This is a genomic window from Actinacidiphila sp. DG2A-62 (assembly GCF_035825295.1).
Lineage (GTDB): Bacteria > Actinomycetota > Actinomycetes > Streptomycetales > Streptomycetaceae > Actinacidiphila.
The window spans coordinates 3,918,036-3,931,367 of sequence record NZ_JAYMGI010000002.1; the positions used below are offsets into that span (position 1 = coordinate 3,918,036).

Here is a 13,332-nt window from a genome sequence, read left to right on the forward strand (position 1 = left end):
GTCACGACCGGCCCCCCGCCCTGCGGCGGTACGCGGTCAGGTCGAGCACGCCCGGCGGCAGGACCGCCGGGCGCTTCTGCGTTGCCCTGCGCTGCCGGGCCGTGCACGTCGCCACGTGCGGGACGTACAACTTCTCCCAGGCCATGATCGGCAGTTCGTCGGTGGGACGCCGGGACCGAAACGTTCCCGTCCCGTCGCGGTACGCCGCGGTGTTCCCCGTCTCGTCCGGCTCCGGGTCGACGGCAAGGCGCTTCCCGGCGTCGGTGACCGTCCAGAGCACTTCGCGGTAGCAGTCCCTACAGATGGCGCGGGTGCCCATCTGCGTCTCCTTCCAGGGGGAACCGGCGAGGTCGCCCCGCCGGGTCGGCGGGGCGGAACGCGCGTCAGTCGTCGTCGCAGAAGTCGCTGTCGTGGTGACCGTGGTGATGGCCGTGCTTCTTGGCCTTGGTCTTGCTCGGGCTCGGGGTCGGGGTGTGAGTCGCCGAGCCCTGGGGGGCGTGGTACGACGCGACCGGCCGGGATGGAGCCGCGGGGGTGGCCGGCTTCTTCACCAGCGAGGGGGCCTCGTGTGCGGGCGCCGCTGCCGGGGCCTTGCGCAGCGACCGCGAGTGCGGGTGCGGGCGCGGGTGCGGCTTCTCGTACGCAGCGAGCGCGAACGCGTCGCAGTCGTCGTCGTGGTGGCCGTGGACCTTCGTGCAGCCCGCCACGACGACCAGGACGACCAGGGCGGCGAGGGCGACCAGACCCGCGACGAGCCTGTGCCGGGCGGACACCGGGTGGCCGGTCACTGCTCGGCCGCCTTCGCCCGGCGCCGGCGGGAGCAGAGCACCACATCGGCCTCCAGCAGCAGTACCCGCGTCAGGCAGAACGACAGGTCGTGCTCGTCCGCCAGCGACCGGATCGACGCGGACTCGTCCTCGTTGTAGGTCTTCGCCATCGCGGCGCGGACGCGGTCGCGTTCCTCGCCGCGCAGCCTCGGCCGCCGGATCTGGTCGTGCCGGGCGCCGCGCCGCTCCTGGGCGGGCGTCTGGTCAGTGCTCATCGGTGTCGGTTCCCTTCGTCGGGTGGTGTCGTGCGGCCTGGGCATCCAGCCCGGCCGCGTAGGTCGTCAGCGACCAAAGCGACTCGGCCCGCTCAGCGGGCGAAGCTCCGGCCGCCGCCACGAGAGCGGTGACGTGGTCGTGGTCGTGGTTCGCGTAGGCCGTGACCAGTCGGACCGCGAACAGCCGCGGCGGGTGCTCTGCGGCGTCGCCGAGCTGGTCGAGGACCCATGCCTCGCCGCGCTCGGCGTCCGGCTGCTGGTACATGGCGCGCAGGGCGCGTGCCGCGGTGTCGGCGATGACCCGGCACGCGGCCAGCAGGTCGAGTGCGTCGGCCTGGTCGGTGATCTGGCCGGCGATCTCGGCGGCCAGGCTGTCGTTACCGGCGCGGGCGGCCTCCAGGGCCTCCCGTGTCCAGTGCGTCAGCAGTCCCGGGCTCAGCACGCCCGCCCCCCGGTCAACTGCCCCTGCGTCGCGTACGCCTGGACGATCGAGGCGACGTCGGCGAGCGCGGCCTCGGCGCACACCTTGTCGGCCGGGGTGCCCTTGTCGTCCCGCAGGTGCGTCGGGTGCCCGCAGTACCGGCACGGCCGTGCGTCGTGCGCCCAGTGCTCGGACGACGTCCAGTTCAGGCAGCCGTTCACCGGCAGCGGCGATGGCGCGAGCGGCGGGACGGACAGCAGCGGAGCGGGCTTACGCCGCCGAGGAGGCATCGGCCTTCGCCTTCTCTCGCTCCTGGCGGCGCTGCCGCTCGGCGGCGCGACGGGCCTGCCGCAGCAGCTCGGCCCGTTCGTCCTCGTCGAGGCCGCCCCACACGCCGTAGTCCTCGCGGTACGTCAGGGCGTGCCCGAGGCAGTCGGGTTGCACCGGGCACCGCTCGCAGAACGACTTGGCGTAGGCGGCTTCCACGGAGGCCGGCACACCTCCCTTGCCGGCGGGGAAGAACTCGGCGGTGTCGATGCCTCTGCACGCCGCGTCGTCGCTCCAGTGGTGCGGCCGGGGCAGGGTCACGTGATCGGCGGGGCGGGGGATTCGGGGCATGGCGCTGCTCCTTGATCGGTCATCTCCCGGACATGTCCGGACAGGCCACAGCGGGCATGTCCGGACGGTGTCCGCGCAGGTCGGGGCGGGGTCCGGACACCACGGCCGCTATGTCCGGCGGCGTGTCCGAGTCCTGTCCGGACGTGTCCGGACGCCGTGTCCGGCGGTGTCGCCCGCGGGGCGTGAGGCGCACGCCAGCGGCGAGAGCCGCCCCCGCGGCGAGGACCGGCACCCACACGTGGGCCGTCGACACCACGGCGTCGCCGACCGTGATGTACGCCACGAACACGTCAACCCACGTCATGGCGCGAGCCCCATCTCTTCCCGCCAGCGGGACACCGTCCGGGCGGACATCCCCAGCCGCGCGGCGATCTCCCCCGCGTCCTTCTCCGCCTCCGTCATGACCTGCACGGCCCGCCGCCGCTCCTCGTCGGTGAGCTGCGGACACACCCCCCGGCACAGCGCGGCACGCTCGACAGCGACCAGGTCGATGCCCCTGTCCCACGTCACGCCGGGGAGGATCACGCCGCGCCCCCTTCCCGGATCACGCGGTCGGCCAGGTGCCCGCCGGCCACGCAGCACGGGTAGTCGCACGTCGGCCGCACGTTGCCCTCCGGCTCACGGCCGTGGTGCCAGCGGAAGCTGAGCCGGTACGCCGTCTCGACCTGGCCGCGCCACGCCACCACGGGCGTGCCGCGCTGCCCGGTCGACCCCGACCAGTGCAGGTGACCGCCCTCCACGGCGACGGTCCGCTCGGCGAACGCGTCCTCCCACGACTGCGCCGAGGACCGGCGGCCCCGGCCGGGCACCGAAGCACCCGGCCGGGCCTCGCCGGCGGAGTCGAGCGCCGCAGCGATCTCCTCCTCCGTCACCGCCATCACCCCCGCTTCCGGGGCGCACGGCGGCGCGGCTTCGCGGCGACGTTGAAGCGGTCCAGCGACGAGACGTGCCGGACCACGACGACGACCGTGCGGGGGTGCTCGGCGTCGAGTTCGAGGACGCCGTACTTCGCCGTGAACTGGGCGTCGTCGATCCAGCCGATCCCGTTCCCGGCGTCGCAGATGTGCTTGATCAGGTTGTCCGTGTCGATGCGCTGCCGGTTCGGCCGGAACAGCACGCACCCGAGAGCGAGGTTCCCCGTCCACGGCTGGCGAAAGGACCGCCGCAGGTGCCACGCGGTCCGCTGTTCCGCCGCCGTGTCCTCGTCGGTCTTGTAGACCTGCCCGCCCTTCGAGAACCGCGGCCGGGCCTTCGCCGCCGGGTCTCCGTCGAAGACGAGCACCTTGTACTCACGAACCCCGGGCGCGAGGACGGCCGCCAGCCGCCGGGCCCGCTCCTGGTCCAACTCCCGGCCACCGGCGGGCAGCAGACTGGCCGCCGTCGGCGTTTCTGCAGAGCCGCCCTCGCGCTGCGGAGGGATCTTCGCCGCGTCGCCGCTCATTCGACGTCACCGCCGCTGGTGTCCATCCAGCCCTGCGGCAGCGGCGCGGCCTGACGGAACCCCGTGAGGACCAGCTTGTCGGCGTGGTCGGCGTGGCAGTTCGCGTCGGCCGCCAACCACAGGCCCGGCAGCGCGTCGACGTCCAGGCCGGTGTCCGTGACCAACTGGTCGAGCAGCACCGTCACCGGCTCATCCGGCCGCCACGGGGCGACTTCCACGCGGGCCGTGCGCGTCTTCTTGTCGACGTCGAGGACCTGCACGGCCGCCGGGGCGCGCACGTCGTCCTTCGACGCCAGGTACGTGTGCCCGAGCGGCGTGATCGCCGGGATGCCGTGCACGAGCTGCGCCAGGCCACGGAACTTGAGCTGCCTGAACACCTCGTCGTCGGCCTCGGCCGGCCCCTTCGCCAGCGCCCGCAGCAGGTCCTCCGCCGCCTGGTCGACGGGCATCTCGTGCGCCATCCGCGTCACACGAACCTGCGCCGCCCGCCACGCCGCCGTGTGCCTGGTCGTCTCCGCCGAGCACGGGCAGCCGCCGACCATCTCGCGGTGCTCGTCGTCGACGTGCCCGTTGCACCGCATGATGCTGTGCCGCCCCTTCTCGCACAACGCCGCTGTGCAGCACCCGCAACGCGGGCAGTCCGGCTGCGCGGGACGGACGTACTCCGGGCCGAACGACTCATCCATGGGTTGCTCCTGACGTCGTTGTCGGGGTGATGGCCTTGCAGGAGCGGCAGCGGCGCGCGCCTGCGTCGAGGGAGTGAGGGGTCTCACGGCCCTCAGCGGGGCACCAGGCGAGCAGCGGGCCGCGCCGGAACCCAGCGCCGGCCAGGGGCCGCCGGTGCGGCCCGCGCACCAGCGACACCAGGGCGGTCAGGGCGGCGCTCACCGGCCCCACCCCGCCAACGGGATCAGCGGCCACTCCTCGCGGACCGTGGCGGCGCGGTGCGCCTGGCCGCTGGCCTTGAAGTGCTCGCGCAGCCCGGACTGCTGGCCGGCCGCCCATCCGACTTGCCGCTCGTGCAGCTCGGGCAGCGGCGTCTTCCCGATCCACGGGTACTCGTCGGCGAGCGCCAGGGTCACCGCGCACGCGGCGACCGCATCGGCCCCCGCGTCGTGCGCGCCGCCGTGGACCACGCTGTACCGGGCGCACAAGTCCTCAAGGCGTCGCTGGCCGCGCTGGTACCGGTCGCAGTGCTTGTCGAGCACGCGCGGGTCCAGGACGAGCGGCGCCGACGCGGAGAACAGCGAGTACAGGCCGTACCGCTCGGCCTCCCTCTCCAGCATCGTGAGGTCGAACGGCGCGTTCATCACGACGAGGGGCTGACCGGCCTCGACGGCGGCGACCAGGGCGGCGATCACCTCGGCCACGACCTCGGCGGCCGGGCGGCCCTCGGCGCGGGCGCGTTCCGTCGAGATGCCGTGAATGCGGGCCGCCCCGGGCGGGATCTCCACGCCGGGGTCGGCGAGCCAAGACCGGACTCGTCTCGGTCCGTTGTCCCACTCCACGACGGCGCCCGAGACGATCCGGTCGACCTCCGGATCAACGCCGGTGGTCTCGAAGTCGAGGCCCGCGATGGGCCCCACGGTCCAGCTCATCCGTTACTCTCCGACGTGTACCGACCCGTCTCCGGGTCGCGCTGGCGGTTGAAGTAGGAGTGCGGGCGTCGGTTCTTCTGCTGCGTCGAGCGGTCCGCCCACCGGCAGTTGCCGGGCTCGTAACCCCGGTCGTTGTCGATGCGGTCCAGCTCCATGCCGGCCGGGCGCTCGCCCATGTCCGCGAGGAAGTTGGCGAAGTCGCGCCACCGCTCGCAGACGGTGATCCCACGCCCGCCGTAGTCGGCCCACCGCTGGTGGGTCGGCCGGGTGCAGCGGCCCACCATGTCCGCCCACGTCATGTAGATCGACGTGTGCGAGTGACCGTGGGTAGTGCTGCGCGCGGCGGTGACTTCGCGCCGGAGGCAACCGCAGGACCGCGTCTTGCCCCACTCGCCGAACAGCACGGTCCGAGGGGTGCCGCAGTCGCATACGCACTGCACGTGCTTCTCGCCCGGAACCCGGGGGACGGTCACGACCAGGCGGCCGTGACGCGTCCCCACGGGAAGGGGCTTGGGGGCCGGACTCACCGACGCGACCCCTTGCGGCTCTTGCGGGTCGTCCGGCGCGGCTGCGACCTCTTGCGCGGCAACGTCCACACCCGGGCGTCCTGCGGGTCCTGAGACTCCTCGGCCTGCTCGTGGGCCTCGTCCGCCTCGGCCAGGAGGTACGTCTCCTCGGCCGGGGCGTGGACGATCTGAACCTCACCGGCGTCCCCGGCGTCGTCCGCCTTGAGCAGCGCGACCAGCTCGGCGCTCATGGGCACGACCTTGTGCAGACGGCGCAGCGGCGACTTCCGCCACATCGCGTCGAAGTCCGTGTGCCAGAACGAGTCGTTCGCCCCGGACGCCTTCGCCCGCTGGTACGCCGAGCTGTACTCGTCGCGGATCTCCTCGGCGTCCTCCCGCGACAGGATGATCACCTGCGAGCGGGCACCCGACGCCATCCAGCAGAACGCGTAGGCCAGGATCGGCTTCCCGCGCTCCTTCTTCGACAGGTCCACGCGCGGCTTGTGCGTGAAGTCCAAGGGCGCCGGGGCGGTCGGCTCGTAGTTCCACTCGTCGTTCTCGTGGATCATCCCGACGTGCACCGAGCCGACCCGCCCGGAGCGGTACATCAGCTCGACATAGCCCTGCGCCATCGGCACGAACACAGCGAGCTTGCCCTCGCGCTTGATCACCGCGTGCCGGCCGTCCGGCAGCAGACCGAAGCGGGCGCAGGTCAGGAGCGCCTGACGCAGCGACGCCGGGGTGCACCGCACCAGGCCCGGCAGGGCAGCCCGCACGGCGGACAGGAACGCCTTCACATCGATGTGCGACGGCAGGGCCTTCGTGAAGTCCTCGCCGTACTGCTCCAGCCACGTCAGGGCCTTGTCGGCGACGTCGTCGCCCTCGGCCTGGGCCGATGCGTGGAGCTGGGCCGGGACCGGCCCGGCGGTGTCCTCGGCGAGGGACTGCACCGTCGCGTCGACGGCAGGCGGCTCGGTAGTGGCCGCGCGCACGCGGTCCTTGAGGGTGGACAGAGCCATGGGTCAGATTCCCTTCGCGGGCACGACGAGGCGGCGGGCGCGGAACTTCGCGTAGACCTCGGGGTCCTCGGCCTTGAGCCGGTCCATGTCGAGGGCGGGCACCATCCGCGTGTACTTCTCGACCAGCTCGGGGTGCGCCGTGGCGAACTGCTTCGACGCGAAGGTGCCGTTGCCCTTCCACGTCCACGCCGGCTGGCCGCCCGCCTTCGCGATCTCGTTCTCGCCGGTGAGCAGCTTCATCTCCGACTCGACGAGCCGCAGTTCCTCCGCGAGGGCCTTCTCGCGGGCCTTGATCTCGGCGTGCCGGGCGCGCAGCTCCTTGGCCTTCGCCACGTCGATCTCGGCGATCGTCTCGGCCTTCACCGACCAGAGCTTGGCCAGCAGGTCAGTGGTCGCCTCCAGGCCGTCAGCCGGGGGCTCGATCCCCTCGACCACGTGCCGCTGGAACCACTTCCCGCAGTAGTCGACCAGGTACTCGACCATCTCCTCGTCGCGCTCCAGCCGGACCCAGCGGAGCTTGTTGCCGCCGACGAGCGCGGCCACGAAGCCGTGGTCCCAGCCGCCGACCGCCATGCCCCAGTGGCACTGGATCGCGGGGGCGTCGGGAACAGCCCCGTCCTCCCACTGATCCGCCTGGTACTCGCTGCGGTTTTTGCACTCCAGCAGCCCGGACGCCGGGCCCGGCCGCTCGAAGGTGTACCGGTCGACGTTCACCCGCATCCACGGGCGGTCGAGGTGCACGAGCGTGCCGGGGGCCACCGCCGTGGCGACGCCGGACCGCTTCGTGAAGAGGTGGGCGATGAAGCCCTCGATCTCGCGGCCGACCTCCGCGTACTCGTTGTCCGTGAACGTCGGGCGGCCGTGTTTCTCCTCGAAGACGTGGCGCGGGCCGGTGTACTTCCCGCCCAGGCCAAGGATTCCGGCGACGTCGGAGCCGCCGATGCCCTCGCGGCGGACGGCCAGCCACTCGTCGTGGGAGGCACCGGCGGGCAGCAGCAGCCGCGCGGTGGGGGCGTCAACCAGGCCGCGAGGCGCACCGTCGCCGAGGTCGAACAGGGTGGGCTCGATGGTCGTCGTCACTTCGTGTCCTTACGGGTGCTGCAGAGGCGGCGCAGGCCGGCCAGGGCTTCGATCTCGGCGGCGGTCTGGACGGGGTCCACGGCGGTCCACACCGCGGTGGCCAGGTCCTCGCCCTGGTCGACGACGGCGAGGGCGCGGGCCATGCAGGTCCGGAACCACCTCGGGTCATCGCTCAGGCGGACGCGCGGCTCGGCGACGTCGCCGATGAGTCGGGTGTCAGGCAACGGGGACCGTCTCCTTCCGGCACGTGGTGCACCGCAGGGACACGAACTCGCCGTCATGGCCGAGGTAGTTGATCCGGCCGTGCTCGCACTCGGTGCAGGCGGCGCGGGCGGCGGCCAGCTCGGCGAGGAACACGGCTGCCTGCCGGGCGGACATGCGGCCCGACCGGTGCGCCAGCTCCTCCTGGACGCGGCGGGCGGCCTCGCCGTGCCCGCGCATGTCGAGGAACTGCGCGGCCTGCTTCGCGTGCAGGCCCCGGATCTCGGCCGCCGCCGCGTTCAGCAACGTGACGGCCTCGGTGTACTCGCCGGCGTCGGCGGGACCGGCGCCCACCGCGCGGGCGGCGTCGCGCTGCTCGGCCTCTTCGAGCTCGGCGACGAGCTTGCGGTACTCGGCCAGGACGGAGGCGTACGAGTCGACGTGGCCGCACGCGTTGCTCCACTTGTCGACCACGTACCAGTCGCCGTCCTCGTGGAACCGGAACGGGACCGCGTCGCCGCGGGGGCCGCCGCAGCGCGGGCACTCGGGGCCGACGGTGACGGTCACCACCCGCACGCCGACGTACTCGGTGCCGGACCCGCGGTCGCAGACCCGGTAGGTCATGGACGTCGGGCGGGGCTCCACGGCGGGGGCACCGGCTACGTAGCGGACCCACACCGCCGTGCCGCCGTCCTCGTGCAGGAAGGAGTACGCCTCGAACGTTCCGGGCGGCGCGTACGCCGGCATCCGCTGGGCCCTCGGGATGCGCAGGACAGTGCTCTTGGCACCGGTCGACGCTGGGTAGACGCCGGCGAGCTGCCACAAGCCACGCTGGGCCTTGGCGGCCCTGGCGACTGCGGCGTGGTCGAACCTCGATGCGCGCGCCATCAGTTGGCACCGCCCCTCTCGCTGGCCGATCGGTCGGCCTGCCGGGGCAGCGTCGTCAGGGCGCGCCGCGTGGGCAGTTGGGAGGGGTGGCGCAGCTTCGCGCACAAAAGGCACGTTCGTGGGTCGTGCGCAGGGCTAAAGTTCGTGCTCACGGTTCCTCGATTCGATGACTGGTTGAGGTTCCGGCGACGCTGGGGGCGGCGATCAAGGCCCGGCATGGCCAGTCGTCCCCCGGCGGCGCCGTTCAGGAAGCGCGCTGCTGGACGGGATCGGCGAGCGGGCGCACGGCCGTCATCTCGCTGATCTCGCAGATGTTTTGGCCGGTGAAGGTCACCCTGTTCCCGCCGTCGTTGAACGGGACTTCGCGGGCGTACGCCTTGCGCCTGAGCTGAAGAGCCGACCAGGGCAGGAAGTCCGCGGCCTCCTCCGGGGTGTAGTGGAAGAACCGGCCCTCCGGAGTGCCCGGGTAGGGCACATCCCGGTCACCGGTCTTCTTCAAGACCGGCGCCTGCCGCTTGTCTTTCGTCCCCTTGGCGGGCCGCTCGTGCTTCACGGTCTGCGGAGACGGCGTGAGGGTCGCGCCTTCCGCGCGGGTGATGTCGCTCACCGGGACGGCCAGGGCCTCCGCGATGCGGACGGCCAGGTCGTCGCGGGCGCCGGCGCGCCCCCGCTCGATGCGCGAGAGCTGACTCGGAGATGTCTGCGCGAGTTGGGCCAGGCGCCGCAGGCTCATGTTCTGAACTTCCCGCAGTGCGCGAATGGCCGTTCCATTCGGTGTCACGGTCAGAAACTGTACCTGAGTTGCGCATGGTTGGCAGACGTTTGGGGCACTTCTGCGTTCAGAAACTACGCATTCACTCGCATGGCCTCACGGTGGACCGGCACACCTCTGACGTTCCACGCGCAACGGATGCGCCCGTTTGCGCTGTTCGTGCGCTCTTGCTGTTGCACCGCCGTACGGCATCATGGGTTGCATGGAGAGGAACTGGCCTCGTCTCGGCGAGAAGCTGAAGGCGGCACGTGCCGACATGGAGCAGCAGGAGGCGGCAGCACGGATCGGCGTGAAACGTGGCGCCCTGCGCAACATCGAGCAGGGGAAGATCGCGAAGGTCACCCCCACCGTGCTCGCCTATGCGCGACTGGTCGGGTGGACTGAGGACTCGGTGAACCGCGTCCTCGACGGCGGCGAGCCCGTCATGGCGGACGCAGGGCCGGAGGTGGCCATCTCCGAGGCGCCGGCGGCGGAAGTGTCGGACCTGTCCCTGCGGGTTCGGCAGGCACTCAGGGAGGGGCCGCTCATCGAGTCCCGCGTAACCGAAGTGACCACGCCTTCTGGGCAGGTGACAGCCACGATCGTGGTCCGCGGGGAGGAGGGCACCCCGCCGGAGGAACTGCTCGCCGTGCTCAGGTCGTTGAAGATCGCCGTGACCGTAGGGCCCGGTTAGTAGGACTAGTTCACCCTTGCGGGTGGGTTTGCGTTACTTCTCCCATATCTTTGCCGCCTTTTCACGATTCACGATTAAATCGTCCTAACCGGATGGCGGTTGGGAGAACGCATGGCGAATGAGCCTTGCGGCCGTGCACAGCGAGTGTCAGGAGTGCCGAGGGAAGTCGTTGCCTGGATCGATCATGATCGGCAGCCCAACCTTCTCCTCCTCAACGCGGACTGCTTCACGGCGCAAGAAGAAGCGGCGATGACCGCAGTCCTGGGGGAGAGGGAGTACACCCCCCTCCAGGTATTGAGTGTCCTGGGGAAGGCAGAGGGGTGAGTGCACATGGCGTACGCGGAGAAACGAACCGCCAGGGGGAAGATCTACTTCCGAGCCTGCTTCCAGCGGCCGGACCGCAAGGCACAGGACTACATCAAGGACGCGGACGGCCGGGCCGTCCGGTACCCGACCAAGACGACCGCGCAGAAGGCCGCCGAAAAGGCCGAGGCCGACGCGTTCGAGGCGGCGAAGAAGGGCCGTTGGGTGCCCCCCGAGCAGGAGGCCGCCGCCGCTCGCGTCACCTTCGGCGCCTTCGCTCAGGAGCAGATGAACGAGCTGAGCCTCGCGGACTCCACCATGCAGAACTACCCCAGGTCTCTGGCCCACCTCCTGCCGACCTTCGGGGACACGGTGATCCGGGACATCACCGAGAGCATGGTCAACACCTGGGAGCGCGAACAGCTCACCCACTCCGCGCCGAGCAGCGTCCGCACCTACCGGGCGTTACTCCACCGCCTCCTGGCGGACGCCGTAGACGCGGGCCACGCGGACAAGAACGTGGCCGAGCGGCGCCGCGGCCGGGGGCGCCGGCACGGGCGCGGGGGGCACCGTGGCCCTGAGAAGGCCATCACCACCATGCTGGGCTCCCTGCTCATCGCCGAGCGCGCCAGCCTGCTGTCCGGCCGGGACGACGAGTTCGTGGCCCACATCCACAAGACCTACACCGGCATGAGGTGGGGGAACTGGTCGGCCTGGAGACGCAGTACGCGCGCCAGGAAGCCCGGTCCTTCCGGATCGAGTGGCAGTTGTACGAGCTGGACACCGGCGGCTTCTCCCGCTGCCCGCCCAAGGACGACAGCTACCGCAGCATCGACGCGCCGCCCTTCCTCGCGCGCCTCGTCGGCGAGCACGTCGCCCGCACCAAGCCCACCCCTTGCCCCTGCCACGGCCTGACGTACGTCTACAGCGGCCGAGGCCGGGGCGGCACCCGCCAGCAGGGGCCCACGCTGCGCCAGGTCGCCGAGCTCGCCGGGGTGTCCACGGGCACCGTCTCCAACGTGCTCAACCGGCCGGAGACGGTGAAGGAGGCAACGCGCGCCCGGGTGGAGAAGGCGATCGCGGAGGTGGGGTTCGTCCGCCAGGTCGGCCCGTCCAGGGAGGCCGCGCACTGGCGCCGATCCGGACACGCCGCGTGGATCTTCACCCCGGCCGCCACCGGTTGGTACCCCCCGAAGGCGCCGGCCGTGGCCCACCCGGTGCCGGTCACCGGCGGCCCCTGGCCCGGCGTGCCCGTGCGCGGCCGAGGCGCAGCCGGCCGCGCGGAGGCCTGCTGGCTGCCGATCAAGGACCGGCTGACCCGGCACGGCTTGCGGCACGGACACCGCACCCTCATGGAGGAGCTGGGCACGCCCAAGGTCCTCATGGACGAGCGGATGGGCCACGAGGACAGCTCGGTGTCCGCCCGCTACGCCCACGTGACGGACGCCATGCGGGCCAAGCTGGTAGCGGACCTGACCGAGGTGTGGGAGGAGTCCCTGGACGCCCGCCTCGCGCTGTGCCCGACATCCCCTGTGCCGGTGCTCAACCGGCTGTTGCAGGAGCGTGCCGCCGCGGCGTGACACCCCGGCACAAGATCACACCCAGTTGACACCCCACACCCCGGAACAGGCCCGGCAGGACCGGCCCCACACACCCCCTGGAGGCACTATGGTGCAGGTCACAGCGTTGCAGCCCCGAGCGATAGTTGCGGCGCGCACCTATTTCGGGACGAAGAGGCCGTGGGTTCAAATCCCGCCACCCCGACTCGGTAAGCAGCAGGTCAGGGCCCTGATCCTTCCAAGGATCGGGGCCCTGAGTCGTTCCTAGGGCCGTCTTGGGAGCCCTTTGGGAGCCAACCCCGACATCCGGCTCCCAGGGCGGGAGCGGCCCGGCTGGGCGGAATGCCTGAGACGGCCCTCACGACGGCGCTACGGTCGCCTCCACGGACTGCCGACCCGGGGGGATCCACATGCAGGAAAGATCAGCGGAACGGGGCTCGGAGGCCGTGCCGACGTCCGGACCTCTCATCGCCGGCGAAGTCTCGCTGCCGGAGGTCATGGCCCGGCTCAAGCAGGACCGCCCGGTCTTCTACTCCGAGCGGGACCTGCAACACAGCTTCGCGCGCGTGCTGTGGGAGCTGGCCCCCGATATCCGATCCAGGCTGGAGGTGCGCCAGAACGCACCGGACGCCGTCGGCGCCGAATATCTCGACCTGCTCTGCATCGGCCATGCAGTCCGCACGGCCATCGAGTTCAAGTACTTCACAGCGGAGTGGATCGGAGCAGTCGGGCAGCCTCCAGAGGAGTACGCGCTGAAGTCCCACGATTCCGACGACGTAGCCCGGCTCCGCTTCGTTTCCGACATCGCGAGGCTTGAGCGCTTCGGCAATCGCCCCGACCAGAACGGCCTGGCCCTCCTCATCACCAACGCAGTTAGCCTCTGGACACCGTCAAAGCGGGACACTACCCGGGACCGCGAATTCCGCATCCACCCGGGCCGCACCCTCACGGGCCGACTCCTCTGGGGCGGCGGCGACTACCCGCGAAACACGCGAACCCTCCGCGGCACCTACCCCCTCAACTGGCAGCCGTACTCACTGCAAGACGGCCCCCGGGGCGAGTTCCGCTACCTCGCCGTCTCCGTCGCCGCAGAGCTCACACCACCTCTCACGCCCCAGCCCTAAGTGCTCGAGAGCTATCCCGTGAGCTTCTTCGACCCAGCTAGCACAGTCGAAACGGAGGACCTCAGTGAGCACTTACGCCGGACCATT

Annotated in this window: 19 protein-coding genes and 1 pseudogene; 3 read left to right on the forward strand and 17 right to left on the reverse strand. The window is 71.4% G+C overall.

Going from position 1 to position 13,332, the window contains the following annotated elements; all coding sequences use genetic code 11:
• Nucleotide 1 precedes the first annotated feature (1 nt).
• The 17 genes from VSR01_RS17495 to VSR01_RS17575 all read right to left on the reverse strand — a co-directional run bounded on the left by VSR01_RS17495 (nucleotide 2) and on the right by VSR01_RS17575 (nucleotide 9,595).
• Nucleotides 2-319: a hypothetical protein gene (locus VSR01_RS17495; protein ID WP_326450153.1), complete on the reverse strand. Its 318-nt coding sequence runs from the start codon at nucleotides 317-319 to the stop codon at nucleotides 2-4.
• Between the two features lie 64 nt (nucleotides 320-383).
• The gene (locus tag VSR01_RS17500) at nucleotides 384-788 is read right to left on the reverse strand and encodes a hypothetical protein (protein ID WP_326450154.1); all 405 of its coding nucleotides are present in this window, start codon (nucleotides 786-788) and stop codon (nucleotides 384-386) included.
• Nucleotides 785-1,042 carry a helix-turn-helix domain-containing protein gene (locus tag VSR01_RS17505; protein WP_326450155.1) on the reverse strand — a complete coding sequence of 86 codons (258 nt, stop codon included), beginning with the start codon at nucleotides 1,040-1,042 and terminating at the stop codon, nucleotides 785-787. Before VSR01_RS17505 ends, VSR01_RS17500 begins: the two co-directional genes overlap by 4 nt.
• A complete protein-coding gene (locus tag VSR01_RS17510; RefSeq protein WP_326450156.1) occupies nucleotides 1,032-1,484 on the reverse strand; it encodes a hypothetical protein in 453 nt (150 codons plus the stop codon). The genes VSR01_RS17505 and VSR01_RS17510 overlap by 11 nt, the downstream gene beginning before the upstream one ends.
• The gene (locus tag VSR01_RS17515; protein WP_326450157.1) at nucleotides 1,478-1,753 is read right to left on the reverse strand and encodes a hypothetical protein; all 276 of its coding nucleotides are present in this window, start codon (nucleotides 1,751-1,753) and stop codon (nucleotides 1,478-1,480) included. The genes VSR01_RS17510 and VSR01_RS17515 overlap by 7 nt, the downstream gene beginning before the upstream one ends.
• The gene (locus VSR01_RS17520; protein WP_326450158.1) at nucleotides 1,734-2,081 is read right to left on the reverse strand and encodes a WhiB family transcriptional regulator; all 348 of its coding nucleotides are present in this window, start codon (nucleotides 2,079-2,081) and stop codon (nucleotides 1,734-1,736) included. Before VSR01_RS17520 ends, VSR01_RS17515 begins: the two co-directional genes overlap by 20 nt.
• 300 nt (nucleotides 2,082-2,381) lie before the next feature.
• Nucleotides 2,382-2,591, reverse strand: a complete 210-nt coding sequence (locus VSR01_RS17525) for a helix-turn-helix domain-containing protein (protein ID WP_326450159.1) — start codon at nucleotides 2,589-2,591, stop codon at nucleotides 2,382-2,384.
• A gap of 11 nt (nucleotides 2,592-2,602) precedes the next feature.
• Entirely contained in the window at nucleotides 2,603-2,953 is a 351-nt protein-coding gene (locus VSR01_RS17530) for a hypothetical protein (protein WP_326450160.1), read from the reverse strand.
• Nucleotides 2,954-2,958: 5 nt separating this feature from the next.
• Nucleotides 2,959-3,522: a RusA family crossover junction endodeoxyribonuclease gene (locus tag VSR01_RS17535; RefSeq protein WP_326450161.1), complete on the reverse strand. Its 564-nt coding sequence runs from the start codon at nucleotides 3,520-3,522 to the stop codon at nucleotides 2,959-2,961.
• Nucleotides 3,519-4,208 (reverse strand): hypothetical protein, encoded by a 690-nt coding sequence (locus tag VSR01_RS17540; RefSeq protein WP_326450162.1) that lies wholly within the window; start codon nucleotides 4,206-4,208, stop codon nucleotides 3,519-3,521. The genes VSR01_RS17535 and VSR01_RS17540 overlap by 4 nt, the downstream gene beginning before the upstream one ends.
• A 198-nt stretch (nucleotides 4,209-4,406) precedes the next feature.
• Nucleotides 4,407-5,120, reverse strand: a complete 714-nt coding sequence (locus tag VSR01_RS17545; RefSeq protein WP_326450163.1) for an exonuclease domain-containing protein — start codon at nucleotides 5,118-5,120, stop codon at nucleotides 4,407-4,409.
• A complete protein-coding gene (locus tag VSR01_RS17550) occupies nucleotides 5,117-5,419 on the reverse strand; it encodes a hypothetical protein (RefSeq protein WP_326450164.1) in 303 nt (100 codons plus the stop codon). The genes VSR01_RS17545 and VSR01_RS17550 overlap by 4 nt, the downstream gene beginning before the upstream one ends.
• A 224-nt stretch (nucleotides 5,420-5,643) precedes the next feature.
• Complete coding sequence (locus VSR01_RS17555) at nucleotides 5,644-6,645, reverse strand: recombinase RecT (RefSeq protein WP_326450165.1); 1,002 nt, start codon at nucleotides 6,643-6,645, stop codon at nucleotides 5,644-5,646.
• A gap of 3 nt (nucleotides 6,646-6,648) precedes the next feature.
• Nucleotides 6,649-7,725, reverse strand: coding sequence for a YqaJ viral recombinase family nuclease (locus VSR01_RS17560; protein ID WP_326450166.1), 1,077 nt, complete (start codon nucleotides 7,723-7,725; stop codon nucleotides 6,649-6,651).
• On the reverse strand, nucleotides 7,722-7,949 hold the full coding sequence (locus VSR01_RS17565) for a hypothetical protein (RefSeq protein ID WP_326450167.1): 228 nt from the start codon (nucleotides 7,947-7,949) through the stop codon (nucleotides 7,722-7,724). Before VSR01_RS17565 ends, VSR01_RS17560 begins: the two co-directional genes overlap by 4 nt.
• The gene (locus tag VSR01_RS17570) at nucleotides 7,942-8,814 is read right to left on the reverse strand and encodes a hypothetical protein (protein WP_326450168.1); all 873 of its coding nucleotides are present in this window, start codon (nucleotides 8,812-8,814) and stop codon (nucleotides 7,942-7,944) included. Before VSR01_RS17570 ends, VSR01_RS17565 begins: the two co-directional genes overlap by 8 nt.
• Before the next feature lie 244 nt (nucleotides 8,815-9,058).
• Nucleotides 9,059-9,595: a helix-turn-helix domain-containing protein gene (locus VSR01_RS17575; RefSeq protein WP_326450169.1), complete on the reverse strand. Its 537-nt coding sequence runs from the start codon at nucleotides 9,593-9,595 to the stop codon at nucleotides 9,059-9,061.
• A 193-nt stretch (nucleotides 9,596-9,788) separates the two neighbouring features.
• Between VSR01_RS17575 and VSR01_RS17580 the strand changes: the two genes are divergently transcribed.
• From VSR01_RS17580 to VSR01_RS17595, 3 genes and pseudogenes are all read left to right on the forward strand, one after another.
• On the forward strand, nucleotides 9,789-10,259 hold the full coding sequence (locus tag VSR01_RS17580) for a helix-turn-helix transcriptional regulator (RefSeq protein WP_326450170.1): 471 nt from the start codon (nucleotides 9,789-9,791) through the stop codon (nucleotides 10,257-10,259).
• 330 nt (nucleotides 10,260-10,589) lie between these two features.
• Nucleotides 10,590-12,142, forward strand: a pseudogene (locus tag VSR01_RS37800) (LacI family DNA-binding transcriptional regulator).
• Nucleotides 12,143-12,531: 389 nt separating this feature from the next.
• Nucleotides 12,532-13,245, forward strand: a complete 714-nt coding sequence (locus tag VSR01_RS17595; protein ID WP_326450172.1) for a hypothetical protein — start codon at nucleotides 12,532-12,534, stop codon at nucleotides 13,243-13,245.
• Nucleotides 13,246-13,332: the final 87 nt, after the last annotated feature.